We start from the raw sequence: 14,760 nt of genomic DNA, 5'->3' as shown, positions 1-14,760 counted from the left end.
TGTGGAAACTTACGATTGTATAAATACGTTGCGGTAAAAAAATGTGGGGATAAAAGTTCAGCTTCTTTCTACAGATTGGATTCCTCCTTTCCTTATACAGCTACTTCTACTTTTATATTACGTTACTTACTTACATTATATTATACATTTCAGTAACATTAAAGTGTTTTTTCTGAAAATAATAAAAACCGAGCGTTTTTGCTCGGTTTTTATTATTAATCTTCTTTCGGAAGAACAATTCCTTTATACAATTGAACTGTAATGAAGTAATAAATCGCATAAATAACTACGAAAATTACGATTGGTATCCAAATACGGAAGTACGGATCGATTAAAATAAATCCGAAAATATTCATACCAACTAATACGTGAGCGATACCCACAATTGCTGGGAATAAGAATACTAAGAATAGCTCTTTATAAATCGATTTCGTTAATAACTCACGGCGCACACCGATTTTACGAAGCATTTGATAACGCGTAATATCTTTTGATGCACCAGAAAGAATTTTAAACATAAGACAGCTTGCCATCATTGCTAAGAACGCAATTCCAAGGAAGAATCCCATAAATACTGTTCCACTCGCAATGCCATAGAACCCACTATATGCTTGATATTTACTATCCATTTGTTCAGCTTTTACATTTTTATATTTATCTAGCTGCAACTCGTCAAGTTTTTTCCATTCTTTTTTATATGTTAAAAAATCATCTGTTTTTCCGATAAATGCTATACCTTCTTTACCATTTATCCCATCATACATTTTTTGATCTACAATTTTAATTGCATGATCATTGTATAAATAATATGGATGGATTGTACTAAAAGCATCTGTCCATTCCGCTGAAAGTTCTTTAGTATTCGCATCTTTTTGATTCATCTCTCTAGAAACTGCACCTACCGGTAGTTCCTCTGAAACTTTTTTCGTATTTACTAAATCCTTCATAGACTTCATCTTTGCCATATCTTTTACGAAAGGACGATTTTTCTCTAAATCTTCTTTTACATAGTAAACGTATTTATCATCAACTTTGTAACGATATTCGCTTTTCTCTTTAAATGTAATACCATCTAAAATTTTCTTTTCTTCAGCTGTTGGATTATGAACTACTGAATCATATATTACTAAACCATCTACCATTTTTATAACGTTATTTTTAAATGCCATACCACCTGAAATTGCACCAGCTCCAAGTGCAACTAACATTGCCACTGTTGCAAGTACTTTTGTTAAACTATTAATTCGGAAGTTTAATTGTGCAAATGTAAAAGCATTAAGTCCTTTTTCACTACGCTTTTTATTACTTTTTAACTTTTTAATAATGACTGGAAGAAGTGAGCCAAATAGCATGTAAGTACCAGCTGTCGTTGTAATTAATGCAATAAGGATTCCCATCTCTTTTAGTTTTTCCATATAGATCATAGATGCATAACCTATACCTAATAAAATAACAGCAAGGAATGCCACTACAACTGTCTTTTTACCTTTTACTGCAACACGCTCTGTTTGTGCATCTGCATGTACTAGTTGCAATACAGAAATACGTGACAATTTAATACTGTTCATAATTGCTGATAATACAAATAGTGCAAAGAAGAAGATGCAAGTAACAGTCATAGATGGTAGATAAAATGCTTTATACCCTTCACCAGCAAATTCAAGCTGTTTCATTAATAACTGTCCAATACCTTCTGCAAGTCCTACTCCAACTGCAATCCCGATTGCAAGAGACGCAGCACCTAATACGATTGTTTCAATAAACATAAGTAATGTAACTTTATGTTTTTTCGCACCTAACATCATATACATACCGAACTCTTTTTGACGAAGAGATAATAAGAAAGAGTTTGCATATAAAATGTAGAAGAACGTTATAATTGCTAATAAAAATGATCCTGCTTGGAATACGAATCCAATAGATTTAATCACTGAATTAGATTCTAAAAATGCTTTATTCAGTGCTAACGTTTGGAACATGTAAAAAATTGAAATCGACATGACAAGACCGACAAGTAAGACGATATAATCTTTCAGCTTACTTTTCAGCCCCGACATGGAAAGTTTAAATAACATACTGGAACCTCCTTTCTTACGCCTTTTGTGTACCTAAATCTGCAAGTACATCTAAAATTTCTTTGTAGAACTCTTCACGCGTACCACCGCGATGAATTTCTTTATATAGCTCACCATCTTGAATGAATAAAATACGCTGACAGTAACTTGCACTATATGGATCATGCGTAACCATCATAATCGATACGCCTTGATCTTTATTTAAGTTTGTCATCGCATCAAGTAAACTCGTTGCATTTTTAGAATCAAGCGCTCCTGTTGGCTCGTCCCCTAAAATAATTGCCGGCTCATGCACTAAAGCACGCGCTGCTGCTGAACGTTGTTTCTGTCCACCAGATACTTCAGATGGATACTTTTGAAGTATTTCTGTAATCCCTAACATATCCGCTACTTTTTCTACTTTCGGTCCAATATTACGTGATGCGACACCTTGAAGAGAAAGTGGAAGTGCAATGTTTTCATAAATAGATAAGTTCTCTAATAAGTTAAAATCTTGGAAGATAAATCCTAATTTTTGCGAACGGAAATCTGAAAGCTCACCTTGCTTCATTTTTGTAATATCCGTTCCCGCAATTTCAACAACGCCACCTGTTGCCTTATCTAACGTTGAAATTACATTTAATAATGTCGTTTTACCGGAACCAGATGGTCCCATAATTCCAACAAACTCACCCTCTTGAATTGAGAATGAAACACCCTTTAACGCGTGTGATTGGTTCTCACCTTTTTTACCGTACACTTTTTGAACGTTTTTCACGTCTACAACTGGTTTCGTCATATATATCCTCCTACGCTTGTTTTTCCATTACCTATTTTGCGCTTTTTAGAAGTGAACTGCTATTTGTTAACATTACAATTACCTTACACTTTTGTAAGATAGAAAATGGATGCGTGTAAGGTTGGCTTTTCATACTAGTTCACATTTCGACATAGTAAATCGGTAAATGAAATTATATCGGCGATTGTTAAAATATATCAGCGGTTCTTACACTTTTATCAGCGATTTTTCAAATATATCGGCGATTCTTACACTTTTATCAGCGATTACCAAAATATATCGACTTATCGACAAAAGATGACAATAAAAATAGGCTGTTCCGCGAAAGGAACAGCCCACTGATTAAAGTTTCACTTTATTTCTTTAAAGGTGTTACCGTCCAGTACGTAATAACACGCCAAACCCATTCTAATGGACCCATTTTAAAGATTTTCATCCAAATTACACTAAACACAATTTGAATTGCATAAATTGCGATACATACATATAGCGTCTGCATGTATGTTAAGTTACCTGCAAAGTTAAATACACTACCAGCAATTAAAATCATTGCCGTTTGTCCGATATAATTTGTTAAAGCCATACGACCGTAGTATTTCAATGGTGCTAATAATGTTTGAACTGGTTTTAACTGAAGTAATAAAATTAATGCTCCTACATAGAAAGCTGAAATAATTGGTCCAACAGTAATACCAATTTTTAGAAACTGGCTTGCAGCATCCATTGTTCCATCTTCATTCATCAATATCATATTTACAAATGGGCCAGCAGGCACGTGTCCATATTGATACCATACAGCTGCCACACTTAAAACAAACATAATGCCTGTAAAAATAGCGACTTGCTTTATGTTTTTTGAAAGATTTTCAAATACACGATATTGTCCTGCAGCAAGACCTAATAAAATTAAACCAAGTGGTAATAGTTCTTTAACACCCATTACACTAAAGGCTATTGTCAAAATAAGACCAATTACTAAGTTCGCTTGTTTTTTCGCTTTATAAAACGGTAAAACGATTAATCCGCAAATTGCATATAACGTTAACGCTTCTCCAGGCTGAAACATGTAATGAATCAAACCAAAAATAAATAATGCAACTACGCGGCGGAAAAATAGAACATATCCATTTTTCCCTTTCGCAATCGCTCTTGTAATGAAGATATAGAATCCCACTCCAAATAAGAATGAGAAAATCGAGAAGAAACGACCTTCTACAAATAAGTATAGAAACCTTTGATAGCTAGCATCTACTGTATTAGGATCTGGAGTTTTAATATTAAGTAGTGCTAAAATATTTACTAAAATAATCCCCAGTAATGCGAAGCCACGAATGTAATCTAACTCATCAATTCGTTTGTTTGTAATATTGTTCCCCATAAAGCAGCTCCTTGTCCAAAATTTAATCCTCCCTTACTCTACTGGAAAAGGACAATTACAACTATCGGCAAACCTTACAGAAATCTTACACTATTGTCATATAGCAAAATAAAACCAGGTCATATTTCGACCTGGTTTACTCTGATTGTTTTGATTTTTGAGGTTGTCCTTTTTTACTATTACGCTGTTTTACTTGAACAATGGGATCAAGTTCATTCGAAAACTCAGCGTTATGTCCATTTTGTGTTTTTTGCTCTGGGTTATTTTGATCTGAACGTTTCGCCATTACATTCACTCCTTATTAGTGCGGTGTAATAATCATTTGATGTTGCAATTGGCGAATTGCCATACGTGCTCTATTTAATTGCTCACGTTGCTCATCATTCGCATGTTGTTGCATCGTTTGTAAATCGTTATACGCTTGTTCTAATTGTAACTGTGCATCTGAATACTCCATCGTATTGTAATGCTCTTGTCTCATGCCTTGTTCTAATTGTTCTTTTGCATATTCCACCGCTTGTTCCGCTTGTGTAATATACGATTCAAGTGATTGACGCTCTGCCATAATTGTCCCTCCTTGCTTCAATTCCCCTTTAGTGTGTCCCTTCCATCTCTACCTTATGAGTATGTTATAATGGATTTTGTTTCATTTTGACTCGGCTTAGGAGGGAAAATAATGAAGGTTCAAAACCCTTTTCCATATACAAACGACAATAAACGTTATCATACATGGAATTACCATTTACGAAATGAATTTGGTGAAAAAATCTTTAAAGTTTCATTAGATGCTGGCTTCGATTGTCCGAACCGTGATGGTACAGTTGCTTACGGTGGTTGTACATTTTGCAGCGCTGCCGGATCTGGCGACTTCGCTGGTGATCGCCGCGATGATGTTATAACACAATATCATGAAATGAAAGAAAAAATGCGCTCAAAGTGGAAAGATGGAAAATGTATCGCTTATTTCCAAGCGTACACAAATACACACGCACCACTTGAAGTGTTAAAAGAAAAATTCGAACCGCTTCTAGCAGAAAAAGATGTTGTCGGTCTTTCTATCGCAACTCGTCCAGATTGTTTACCAGACGATGTCGTTGAATATTTAGCGGACTTAAATAAACGTACGTATCTTTGGGTTGAACTTGGACTACAAACCGTTCATGAACGCACTGCAAACCTTATTAATCGCGCTCACGATTATCCGTCTTACGTGGAAGGCGTAAATAAATTACGTAAGCACGGCATTAGAGTTTGCTCTCATATTATTAACGGTCTTCCACTTGAAGATTACGACATGATGATGGAAACAGCTCGTGAAGTAGCGAAACTTGATGTACAAGGAATTAAAATCCACTTACTTCACTTATTAAAAGGAACGCCAATGGTGAAGCAATATGAAAAAGGACAACTCGAATTCCTTTCTCTTGAGGATTACGTAAGTCTTGTTGTTGACCAACTTGAAATTATTCCAGAAGACGTAATTGTGCACCGTATCACAGGTGACGGCCCACCTGATTTAATGATTGGTCCAATGTGGAGCTTAAATAAATGGGAAGTATTAAATTCCATCGATGCAGAATTTGTACGCCGCGGAAGCTGGCAAGGAAAATATGCAAATGAGGAGAAACAACAATGAAATTAGAACGTGTATTACCGTTTGCTCGCACACTGCTGCAAACGGCTGTTAAAGAAGGCGACTACGCTGTAGATGCAACACTTGGAAATGGTCATGACACTTGCTTCCTAGCTGAAATTGTTGGGGATAGCGGAAAAGTATTTGGATTTGATATTCAAAAAGAAGCGATTGAAAGCTCAACAACTCGTCTAAAAGAAAAAGAACTTTTTGAACGTACTGTTTTAGTTCACGATAGTCACGATACACTTCTATCCGTACTACCAGAAGACGCAAAAGGAAAAGTAACAGGCGCTATCTTCAACTTAGGTTACCTTCCTGGCGGTGACAAGCATATCGTTACAAAACCAAACTCAACAATTTCGGCAATTGAACAATTACTAGAAGTAATGGCACCTGAAGGTATCATCGTCCTCGTCATTTACCACGGACACCCAGAAGGACAAGTAGAACGCGACGCTGTTCTCAAATTTGCAGAAGAACTAGACCAAAAACAAGCTCACGTACTGCGATATGGCTTCATTAACCAGCAAAATAATCCGCCATTTATTGTGGCGATTGAGAAACGATAAAGTGAAACTTTAATCAGTGGGGGGAATCCCCACTGATTATTAGTTGAACCAATCGGGCATTTATGGGCAGTTTATCTCCCACCTAACATCTTTGCTCCAGGCGAATTTTAAGGTGGGAGTTTTACTGCCCGTTAATGCGGGGTAATATATCAACGATTTTTCAATTATATCTATCGTAACTCGGGATATATAAACGATTTTTTCGATATATCTATCATAACTTACAATATATCAACGATTTCTCGGATATATCGACGATTCGACAAAACATAACAAAAAAAGACGTGCACTCATTGCACGTCTTTTTGTTATTCTCCTATATAATGGATATAAACATTCTTAAAGGAGACGACACAATGATCGGAATACTAGCAGGAATGGGGCCAAAATCAACTGGACCATTCGTCGATACAGTTGTAGCAGGGTGTCAAACAATATACGGAGCAAAGCATGATATGGACTTTCCTCATATGATGATTTATTCATGCCCAACACCGTTTTACATGGATCGCCCTATTGATCACGAAGCGATGAAAAAAGCGATTATTGAAGGAGCACAAAAACTTGAAAGTACTGGCGCAAGCTTTATCGCTATGCCGTGCAATACGGCGCATCTTTATTTTGAAGAATTACAGCGTTCTCTTTCTATCCCGATTTTAAATATAGTCGATGAAACGTTACAAGCAATTCCTGAAAATATAAAAAGAGTCGCTCTTCTCGCAACAGAAGCAACTGTTCAATCTAGGATTTACCAAGATGGGATTACAAAGCGTAATATAGAATACATTCATCATGAAAAATGGCAGGAAAGCATTAATCAAATTATTACTTGCATTAAATCTGGAGAGATTGAAGAAGCTCGCGAATTGTGGAATGCGCTCGTTTTACAATTGAGAGAGGAAGTTGATACGGTAATTATCGCATGTACCGATTTGAATGTGGTGGCGAGTGAGGATTTTGTTGATTCCTCTCAATGTCTTGCGAAAGCGGTTGTTAGGATGTACTTATCAAATATAAAGAGATCTTCATAAACATAGAAAACACTCCTTCTAAAATGTGTTTTATGTTTAATAAAAATCCCACAAACTTTTAACTTTCTTCACAATTCTTTCAAAGTAATCACACTTAATCTCGCTATATTAAATAAGTAGTTATTCATATAGGGAAGGTTAGGGGAACTAAGAGTATGAAAGTAAATCGTTCGCTTCATTACATTTTTTGGCGTTGGCATTTTTATGCTGGGCTTTTTATTACGCCGCTTCTTATTACTTTGTCACTGAGCGGAATTGGGTATTTATTTCGGGAGGAAGTTGAAGATTTCATCTATAAAGATTTATATTTTGGGAAGAGCGCCCAAACAGAGTCTATTTCGATGTCTGATTCTATTTCCTTAACCGAGAAAAAATATCCACATTATAGTGTGGCGAAAATTAGTGAGTTTAATGGGGATTATAATACAAGACTTACGATTACAAATGAATATACAGGGCAACAAAAGTATGTATATTTAGATAGCAATAATCAAATTGTCGGAGATCAAAACGCAAGTGAAACGTTTGCCAATATAATGCGGGAATTACATAGTTCTCTTTTAGTTGGTGGCACTGTCATCAACTATACTGTAGAACTTGCGGCGTGCTGGACAATCTTTTTAATTGTAACTGGTTTGTATATGAGTATACGACAGTTCAAAAACACACCAGTATCCAATAAGCGAGAAAAAGCAAAACGACGTCATTCTATTATCGGTATTATATTTACAATTCCACTCGTTCTGCTAGTCGCATCTGGATTGCCATGGTCAGGATTTATGGGTAACCAAATTTATAAAATTGCGTCGTCGAATGAATCGCTCGGATATCCGAAATTGTATATGGCGCCGCCTGAATCAAAGGTAAAAGAATTGCCATGGGCAACAAGAAAAGAAGCTCCTCCTGAATCGGATTCAAATGAACCGAAAGCTATTTCTGTCGATGAATTACAAAAAGGAATTGAAATAAAGAAGCCATACGTTATCTCACTACCAGCTGATCCGAAAGGTGTATTCACTGTTTCGAAATCGAGCGGTTCTGGTATTACAGGTATGCATGTTGCACCAAATGAAGAGATAACAGCTTACTTTGATCAATATAGCGGAAAGCTTATTTCCAAAACGGACTATCGTGATTATGGATTACTTGCACAATGGTTCACTTACGGCATCCCGCTTCATGAAGGACATTTATTTGGATGGCCAAATAAAATATTATGCTTACTAACAACATTATCTCTACTACTTCTTATTTATTACGGAGTAAAAATGTGGTTAGCAAGAAAGCCGAAAGGAAAATTAGCAGCACCTCCAAAACAAAGAGATAAGAACAGTATATTCGTTTTCTTTATCATGATGGTTATACTGGGCGCTGTCATGCCTTTATTTGGATTATCTGTATTAGTGATTTTTGCGATTGAACTTCTTATATATGTATTTTCAAAAATACAATCATAATGAAAAGAAAACCACTCTACATGAGTGGTTTTCTTCATCACTGCGCTGTTTTCTTTCGGTACATCTTCCCGTTCCAATAGAAGAATCGTGAAGTGAGGCCTCCGTACTTTACAATGCGCCGTGCCATTTTATGCATATTCTTTTGTGCTGATACTTTTTGATCTGATAAATAAATACCAAGTAACCCTCGGCTTATAAGGCGATGAAACTTCGCATGAGGCAAATCACCAATGCTCTTCTCCGCTTCTTCTACAAAATGTTTCATCCGATCTAATATCGCTTGCTCGTTTTCGTAATAACTACAGAAATTCAAATCTCCGCCTATACGGTCTTCTTCTTGATCAATGAAATAATCAAGTAAGATATGAAGCCCTTGTACGTAAGGGAAGTATCCTTGTCTAATTTTCGCAATATCTTCATCATGTAATTCATCATGAAAGGCATATGCGACAAGACAGAAGATTCCAAGCGTAGAACCGGCACATGCTGAAAATTCAAACCAACTCATCTCTGGTAAGTTTTCTTTATGTGCTTCAAACCAATTTTTCAGGCGCGGCTCTCTTTCTTCTAATTTCACGTGTTTATGAATTTGCAAATCACAATAATAACAAGCAAGTTCATGCAGAATAGGAGCAATTTTGTCATAGTGCTTCGTTTTCTTTAAAACATCTTGGCATGTTTCAACAAGTTCATCTAAATAACCACCATCATCTTGATCATCACGATAACGATAATAATTACCGCCGCCTTCTACTTCAGGTGATAATGCCATTAACATCGATTCATGCAGTGCGGCAAAATCATTTGGATCAAGTGATGTACTGCGATCACATAAATTATCTAAATAGTCGCTGATCGTTTGATACGCTACGATAAAACGAATACATTCTTCTCGGTGTTCATTTGCTAGCAGAGCTAAAATGCCACCGCCCTCACAATGAAACGTTTTATGCTCAATACTTGCGATTGCCTGACTATGAAGCTCATCATTCGGAATATGGTAGGCACGCTCTTTCCACATCGCTAGCTCATGGTGTACAACCGGAAACACATCACGGTATACTTTCGCCATGAGCGTTATGGGATTACTCGGTACGTTCACTTCTTCCTTCATCTCCTCTATTAAATGTACAAATAATGATTTATTTGTTTGTTTTTACTATATTATTGACATGCATTTCAGTAAATGACTGAATATAACTCAAAATTTCATCACGCTCATACTCATTTAATAGCTCGTGATAACAATTCGGCCATTCTTTAAAAGCCTTATCACTTATTTTAACATTATCAAACCAAGTGCGGACACGTGTTTTATCTACAAGTTTATCCTCACAAGCTTGCATTAGCAAGAGCGGAACATCTGGAAAATCATCTATTTTTTTATGAGCAATTTCGATAGACTTAATCAATTCACTATACCAACGTACTGATACTTTACGCAAGAACAAAGAATCATTCTCCATTGCATCTCTCACTTCATGGTTACGTGTTGACATTTCCACCGTAAGATTCGTTGCAAATTGCAATTTTGGAGCCACAACATTTAATATTCTTGAAGCAAATTGAAGCGGAGCAGAGGGTCCAGTCACTACCCCTAAACAAGGCGAACTCAAAATAATACCTTCTACATCTTCTCTCTTCGTTTCTTGCATCATACGAATGACAATAAGACCACCCATACTATGACCGAATAGAAAAATAGGTAACCTATACTTTCTTGCTTCTTTCACCCATAATTTAACTTCCTCTATGTATTCATCAAATGAATCAATATGTCCTCTATTTCTTGAAGTCGTTCCATGTGACGGAAGATCCCCCATCACGACGTGGTAGCCGATATGATTCCACATTTCCGCAACGGCTTCGTAACGTCCGTGATATTCCATTGCGCCGTGCACAATAACAATGACCGCCTTTGCTTCCTCCGCTTCATAATTCCACATACGGCTCTCCTCCATTTCACTCTTTCTCATAATTTGATACACTAAAACTAGTCTCTAGGAAAGGAAGACTTTACATGATATATCCTTACAAAGAAAAAAAACCGAAAATTGCGAGTAGTGCTTTTATCGCTGACTATGTTACGATTACAGGCGATGTTTCCGTTGGCGAGGAATCAAGTATTTGGTTTAATACAGTCATCCTTGGTGATGTGTCACCGACAATCATTGGAGACCGAGTAAATGTACAAGACCAATGTACACTTCACCAAAGCCCGCAGTATCCTCTTATTTTAGAAAACGACGTAACAATTGGGCATCAAGTCATTTTACATAGTTGCCATATTAAGAAAGATGCTTTAATTGGAATGGGATCTATTATATTAGATGGTGCTGAAATTGGCGAAGGAGCTTTTATCGGCGCTGGAAGCCTCGTTTCACAAGGAAAGAAAATTCCGCCGAACACGTTAGCTTTCGGTCGTCCCGCGAAAGTCATTCGTGAATTAACAGAAGAAGACCGTAAAGATATGGAGCGTATTCGCACGCAATACGTTGAAAAAGGTCAATATTATAAATCATTACAGAAGTAAATTTCCGCTGCCATAAGATTGGCAGCTTTTTTTATATAAAATCTAACTTTTTCTTTACAAAACATTATTACTCCCTCAACAAAATCTTATTAAAATAAAAGCTAATATCTCCATATATATGTAGATGAGGGAGGAGAATTTTCATGAAGGTCAGTGGATTATATAAAATAGAATGTTACATTTTCAGAGGAATTAACCGCTACTTTGATCAAAAAACATTAAATATCTTTTTCAGCAATATTACTCATATCGGTGGCGCGACTTTCTCCATCGGACTCACACTTTTCTTTTTAATTTTCGCAAAGGGAACTTTGCATCAAGCTGCAATTGCAACTGCTATTTCGTTAGCAATTAGCCATATTCCTGTGCAAATATTAAAAAGGTGGTATCCGCGAAAACGTCCTTATTTAACAATTCAGGATGCAAAATATCCAGTCCATCCATTAAAAGACCACTCTTTCCCGTCTGGTCATACAACAGCCGTTTTCTCTGTCTTCATTCCATTTATTTGCTATAATCCAAGCTTACTTGCTTTCCTATTACCGTTAGCGTTATGCGTCGGTATTTCACGTATTTATTTAGGCCTTCACTATCCGTCAGATGTATTCGTCGGTATGTGCCTTGGCACTTGTTCTGGCATCATCTCTTTTTATCAATTCATCCCACTTTTCACATAAAGGAGTGATATGATGAGAGTCGCCATTTTTACCGATACTTTTACGCCACAAGTTAACGGGGTTGCGAAAACGTTAGAGCGATTAACACAATATTTTCAGAAAGAACAGATCGCCTATTCTGTTTTCGCCCCTCAGCATACAGCTGAAGATAATTTTGTAGCGAATGTGAATAAGATGAGAAGTATCCCGTTAACAATATTATATCCAGAATGTCGTTTTTCTTTTCCTACTCCGCGCATTAAACGGGAACTACTTTCCTTTAAACCTGACATTATTCACATTGCCACACCTTTCAACATGGGACTTTGTGGATTGTATTATGCAAAAAAGTTAAACATCCCAGTTGTCGGTTCTTATCATACTGATTTCGATGCCTATTTACGTTATTACAAAATCGAATTCCTCTCCAATATGCTGTGGAACTATTTAAAATGGTTTCATAGTCATATGCAAAAAAATTTTGTACCTTCCTTTGAAACATTACATCAATTAAAAAACAAAGGCTTTCAGACCCTCTCTATATGGGGACGTGGTGTAGATTGCACACTCTTTCATCCTGCTTACAATACAGACCTATTCCGAAAAAAATATAATATTACAGCGAAGTATGTCCTTTCCTATGTTGGACGAATTGCTCCTGAAAAAGATATTGATACACTGCAATACCTTATCGTTAAAACAGCACATACTCGAAACGATATTCATTGGCTCATCGCAGGAGACGGTCCTCTAGCAACAAGTTTACGTGAAGCTGTTTCGAAAACAAATATCACTTTTACTGGCTATTTACAAAGTACAGATTTAGCTGAAGCATATGCTTGTTCTAACATAATGGTGTTTCCATCAGCTACTGAAACATTCGGAAATGTCGTACTTGAATCACTCGCATGCGGTACACCTGTCATTGGTGCAAATAGTGGCGGGGTTAAAAATATTATTACAGATGGAAAAACGGGAGTTCTTTGTCCGCCTAAAAATGAAGATGCATTTCTATCATCCATTTATTTTTTATTACAAAATGAAGAAAAACTTGAGCAGATGGGAATAGCAGCTTCATCTTTTGCGAAATCAAAGAGCTGGGATGAGATCTTTCGCGGTTTGCTTAACCATTATGAAGAAGTCCTGCAGCATAACGCATCAGAGTTGCTTGCTTAAATAGAAAAACTCCCTTCAAAAAAACGAAGGGAGTTTATTACATGGTCATAAATTTTAGTTTAATAAATGATACATAAGGTTAAACATTGTTTTATTTCTATATTAATTATATCAAAAATAAACATAACTAAACAGACTTGTAATAAAAACCCATAAAAATTAATATATGGTTATACAGTATTTTAAACTGTATAATGATTTTAAGAATTCCCCTTAAAATCAACTTACTCACATACCTTTATACAGCAATTGTTCCCCAATTCTGTATATCAAAAAACCTTTCATTCATTTGAAAGGTCTTTTTGAGCCTGCACATATTCTTCTTTCGTATTTACATTTATAAACCAATCCGCATTCGCCTGTACATCTTCTCCAGAAACATACTTCACATTACATAGTGATAAAAGCTGGCCCATACTTCTTTTTTCTTCCTGAAGTAAAGCATAAATCTTTTCTTTCACGCGGTTATGATACGCCGCAAGTAGCGGTTGTTTTCTTCCATTAATAATAGGTACAACCGCATCATATTCATTGCTCGTTTGCTCTAGTAAAATGGCAAACCATTGATGCGAAACGTTTGGTGCATCGCAAGGCATAATAGCGTACCAATCTGCTTCTATGTATTCCATACCTGATACAATGCCCGCAAGCGGTCCATTTCCTTTATAGTGCGGGATATCTTCTATAACAGGAACTTGTACGAATTGCTCTACTCGCTCTTTTATATCAGTATGGCTAATTACTACAATGTCTTGCAAAGTAGTTCCCATCACTTTCACAATATGCTCAACAAAAGTAGTTCCCTTCCAAATTGCTAACGCTTTCGGCTCACCAAATCTACTCGACATACCGCCCGCTAATACAATTCCAGCACACTTACTCATTGGCGATGCAGCTCAAATGTAATATGGCCTAATTCCGGTAAAATTAATTTATTCATCGCAAGTCGAACCGCTCCGCTAGACCCTGGCATCGAGAAGACTACTTTGCGCCCAATTGTACCACCAATCGCTCTACTTAACATTGCGCTGCTTCCGATATCTTCTAAATAACTAATCATACGGAACAGCTCACCAAATCCAACAATTTCTTTATCTAATAACGCTGATACTGCTTCAATTGTGACATCACGTTTCGTAATACCAGTACCGCCGTTTGTTAATACAACATCTACATCTTCCTTATGATAACCAGCTAACACCGCTTGCTGAATACTTTCTTTATCATCTTTTACAATTTCATAAGAAGTTACTTTATGTCCCGCTTCTTTTAACAATTCATGTAATAGTTGTCCGCTCTTATCTGTTTCTTCCGTACGTGTATCGGAAATTGTAACAATCTTGCAACGCACTTCTTTTGGAGCTTGTTTTTTATGTTCAGTTACACTCATTTTTTATCTTTCCTTTCTTAAAGACTTTTCTTCATTTTATCATACATACCTTTACACAATTATGTATGAAGCCAATCATGC

At 36.4% G+C, this 14,760-nt stretch carries 16 protein-coding genes; 7 read left to right on the top strand and 9 right to left on the bottom strand.

The window, feature by feature from the left end; genetic code table 11:
* Positions 1–215: 215 nt before the first annotated feature.
* The 5 genes from AB6801_RS06700 to AB6801_RS06680 all read right to left on the bottom strand — a co-directional run bounded on the left by AB6801_RS06700 (position 216) and on the right by AB6801_RS06680 (position 4,796).
* Complete coding sequence (locus tag AB6801_RS06700) at positions 216–2,075, bottom strand: FtsX-like permease family protein (protein ID WP_000897799.1); 1,860 nt, start codon at positions 2,073–2,075, stop codon at positions 216–218.
* Positions 2,076–2,091: 16 nt separating this feature from the next.
* Positions 2,092–2,853, bottom strand: a complete 762-nt coding sequence (locus AB6801_RS06695) for an ABC transporter ATP-binding protein (RefSeq protein ID WP_000165837.1) — start codon at positions 2,851–2,853, stop codon at positions 2,092–2,094.
* Between the two features lie 355 nt (positions 2,854–3,208).
* Complete coding sequence (locus AB6801_RS06690; protein WP_000527734.1) at positions 3,209–4,231, bottom strand: DUF418 domain-containing protein; 1,023 nt, start codon at positions 4,229–4,231, stop codon at positions 3,209–3,211.
* A 136-nt stretch (positions 4,232–4,367) separates the two neighbouring features.
* Positions 4,368–4,517 carry a hypothetical protein gene (locus AB6801_RS06685; protein ID WP_001129340.1) on the bottom strand — a complete coding sequence of 50 codons (150 nt, stop codon included), beginning with the start codon at positions 4,515–4,517 and terminating at the stop codon, positions 4,368–4,370.
* A gap of 15 nt (positions 4,518–4,532) precedes the next feature.
* A complete protein-coding gene (locus tag AB6801_RS06680; protein ID WP_000840871.1) occupies positions 4,533–4,796 on the bottom strand; it encodes a YtzC family protein in 264 nt (87 codons plus the stop codon).
* 111 nt (positions 4,797–4,907) lie between these two features.
* On the opposite strand from AB6801_RS06680, the gene mnmL reads away from it, so the two are divergent.
* The 4 genes from mnmL to AB6801_RS06660 all read left to right on the top strand — a co-directional run bounded on the left by mnmL (position 4,908) and on the right by AB6801_RS06660 (position 8,924).
* Positions 4,908–5,867, top strand: a complete 960-nt coding sequence (gene mnmL, locus AB6801_RS06675; RefSeq protein WP_000868034.1) for a tRNA modification radical SAM protein MnmL/YtqA — start codon at positions 4,908–4,910, stop codon at positions 5,865–5,867.
* Entirely contained in the window at positions 5,864–6,436 is a 573-nt protein-coding gene (gene mnmM, locus AB6801_RS06670; RefSeq protein ID WP_000764497.1) for a tRNA 5-(aminomethyl)-2-thiouridylate-methyltransferase MnmM, read from the top strand. The genes mnmL and mnmM overlap by 4 nt, the downstream gene beginning before the upstream one ends.
* A 356-nt stretch (positions 6,437–6,792) precedes the next feature.
* Complete coding sequence (locus AB6801_RS06665) at positions 6,793–7,467, top strand: aspartate/glutamate racemase family protein (RefSeq protein WP_061654612.1); 675 nt, start codon at positions 6,793–6,795, stop codon at positions 7,465–7,467.
* Positions 7,468–7,622: 155 nt separating this feature from the next.
* Positions 7,623–8,924, top strand: coding sequence for a PepSY-associated TM helix domain-containing protein (locus AB6801_RS06660; RefSeq protein ID WP_061654613.1), 1,302 nt, complete (start codon positions 7,623–7,625; stop codon positions 8,922–8,924).
* Positions 8,925–8,961: 37 nt separating this feature from the next.
* Here the strand turns inward: AB6801_RS06660 and AB6801_RS06655 are convergent, their stop codons facing one another.
* Positions 8,962–10,026 carry a tetraprenyl-beta-curcumene synthase family protein gene (locus AB6801_RS06655; protein WP_141530631.1) on the bottom strand — a complete coding sequence of 355 codons (1,065 nt, stop codon included), beginning with the start codon at positions 10,024–10,026 and terminating at the stop codon, positions 8,962–8,964.
* Positions 10,027–10,066: 40 nt separating this feature from the next.
* Positions 10,067–10,870, bottom strand: a complete 804-nt coding sequence (locus tag AB6801_RS06650; protein WP_000267424.1) for an alpha/beta hydrolase — start codon at positions 10,868–10,870, stop codon at positions 10,067–10,069.
* Positions 10,871–10,944: 74 nt separating this feature from the next.
* On the opposite strand from AB6801_RS06650, the gene AB6801_RS06645 reads away from it, so the two are divergent.
* From AB6801_RS06645 to AB6801_RS06635, 3 genes are all read left to right on the top strand, one after another.
* A complete protein-coding gene (locus AB6801_RS06645) occupies positions 10,945–11,457 on the top strand; it encodes a gamma carbonic anhydrase (RefSeq protein ID WP_097999336.1) in 513 nt (170 codons plus the stop codon).
* A gap of 143 nt (positions 11,458–11,600) precedes the next feature.
* Positions 11,601–12,134, top strand: a complete 534-nt coding sequence (locus tag AB6801_RS06640) for a phosphatase PAP2 family protein (RefSeq protein ID WP_000868595.1) — start codon at positions 11,601–11,603, stop codon at positions 12,132–12,134.
* 12 nt (positions 12,135–12,146) lie between these two features.
* The gene (locus AB6801_RS06635; protein ID WP_097999335.1) at positions 12,147–13,289 is read left to right on the top strand and encodes a glycosyltransferase family 4 protein; all 1,143 of its coding nucleotides are present in this window, start codon (positions 12,147–12,149) and stop codon (positions 13,287–13,289) included.
* Positions 13,290–13,570: 281 nt separating this feature from the next.
* Here AB6801_RS06635 and AB6801_RS06630 read toward each other — a convergent pair whose 3' ends face one another.
* Both AB6801_RS06630 and AB6801_RS06625 read right to left on the bottom strand, forming a co-directional pair.
* Entirely contained in the window at positions 13,571–14,173 is a 603-nt protein-coding gene (locus AB6801_RS06630) for a molybdenum cofactor guanylyltransferase (RefSeq protein WP_000030834.1), read from the bottom strand.
* Positions 14,170–14,679 carry a MogA/MoaB family molybdenum cofactor biosynthesis protein gene (locus AB6801_RS06625; protein ID WP_000117124.1) on the bottom strand — a complete coding sequence of 170 codons (510 nt, stop codon included), beginning with the start codon at positions 14,677–14,679 and terminating at the stop codon, positions 14,170–14,172. Before AB6801_RS06625 ends, AB6801_RS06630 begins: the two co-directional genes overlap by 4 nt.
* Positions 14,680–14,760 lie beyond the last annotated feature (81 nt).

Source organism: Bacillus sp. RCC_6_1, from assembly GCF_041360755.1.
Lineage (GTDB): Bacteria > Bacillota > Bacilli > Bacillales > Bacillaceae_G > Bacillus_A > Bacillus_A cereus.
This window is presented reverse-complemented; position numbering and strand designations above follow the sequence as displayed.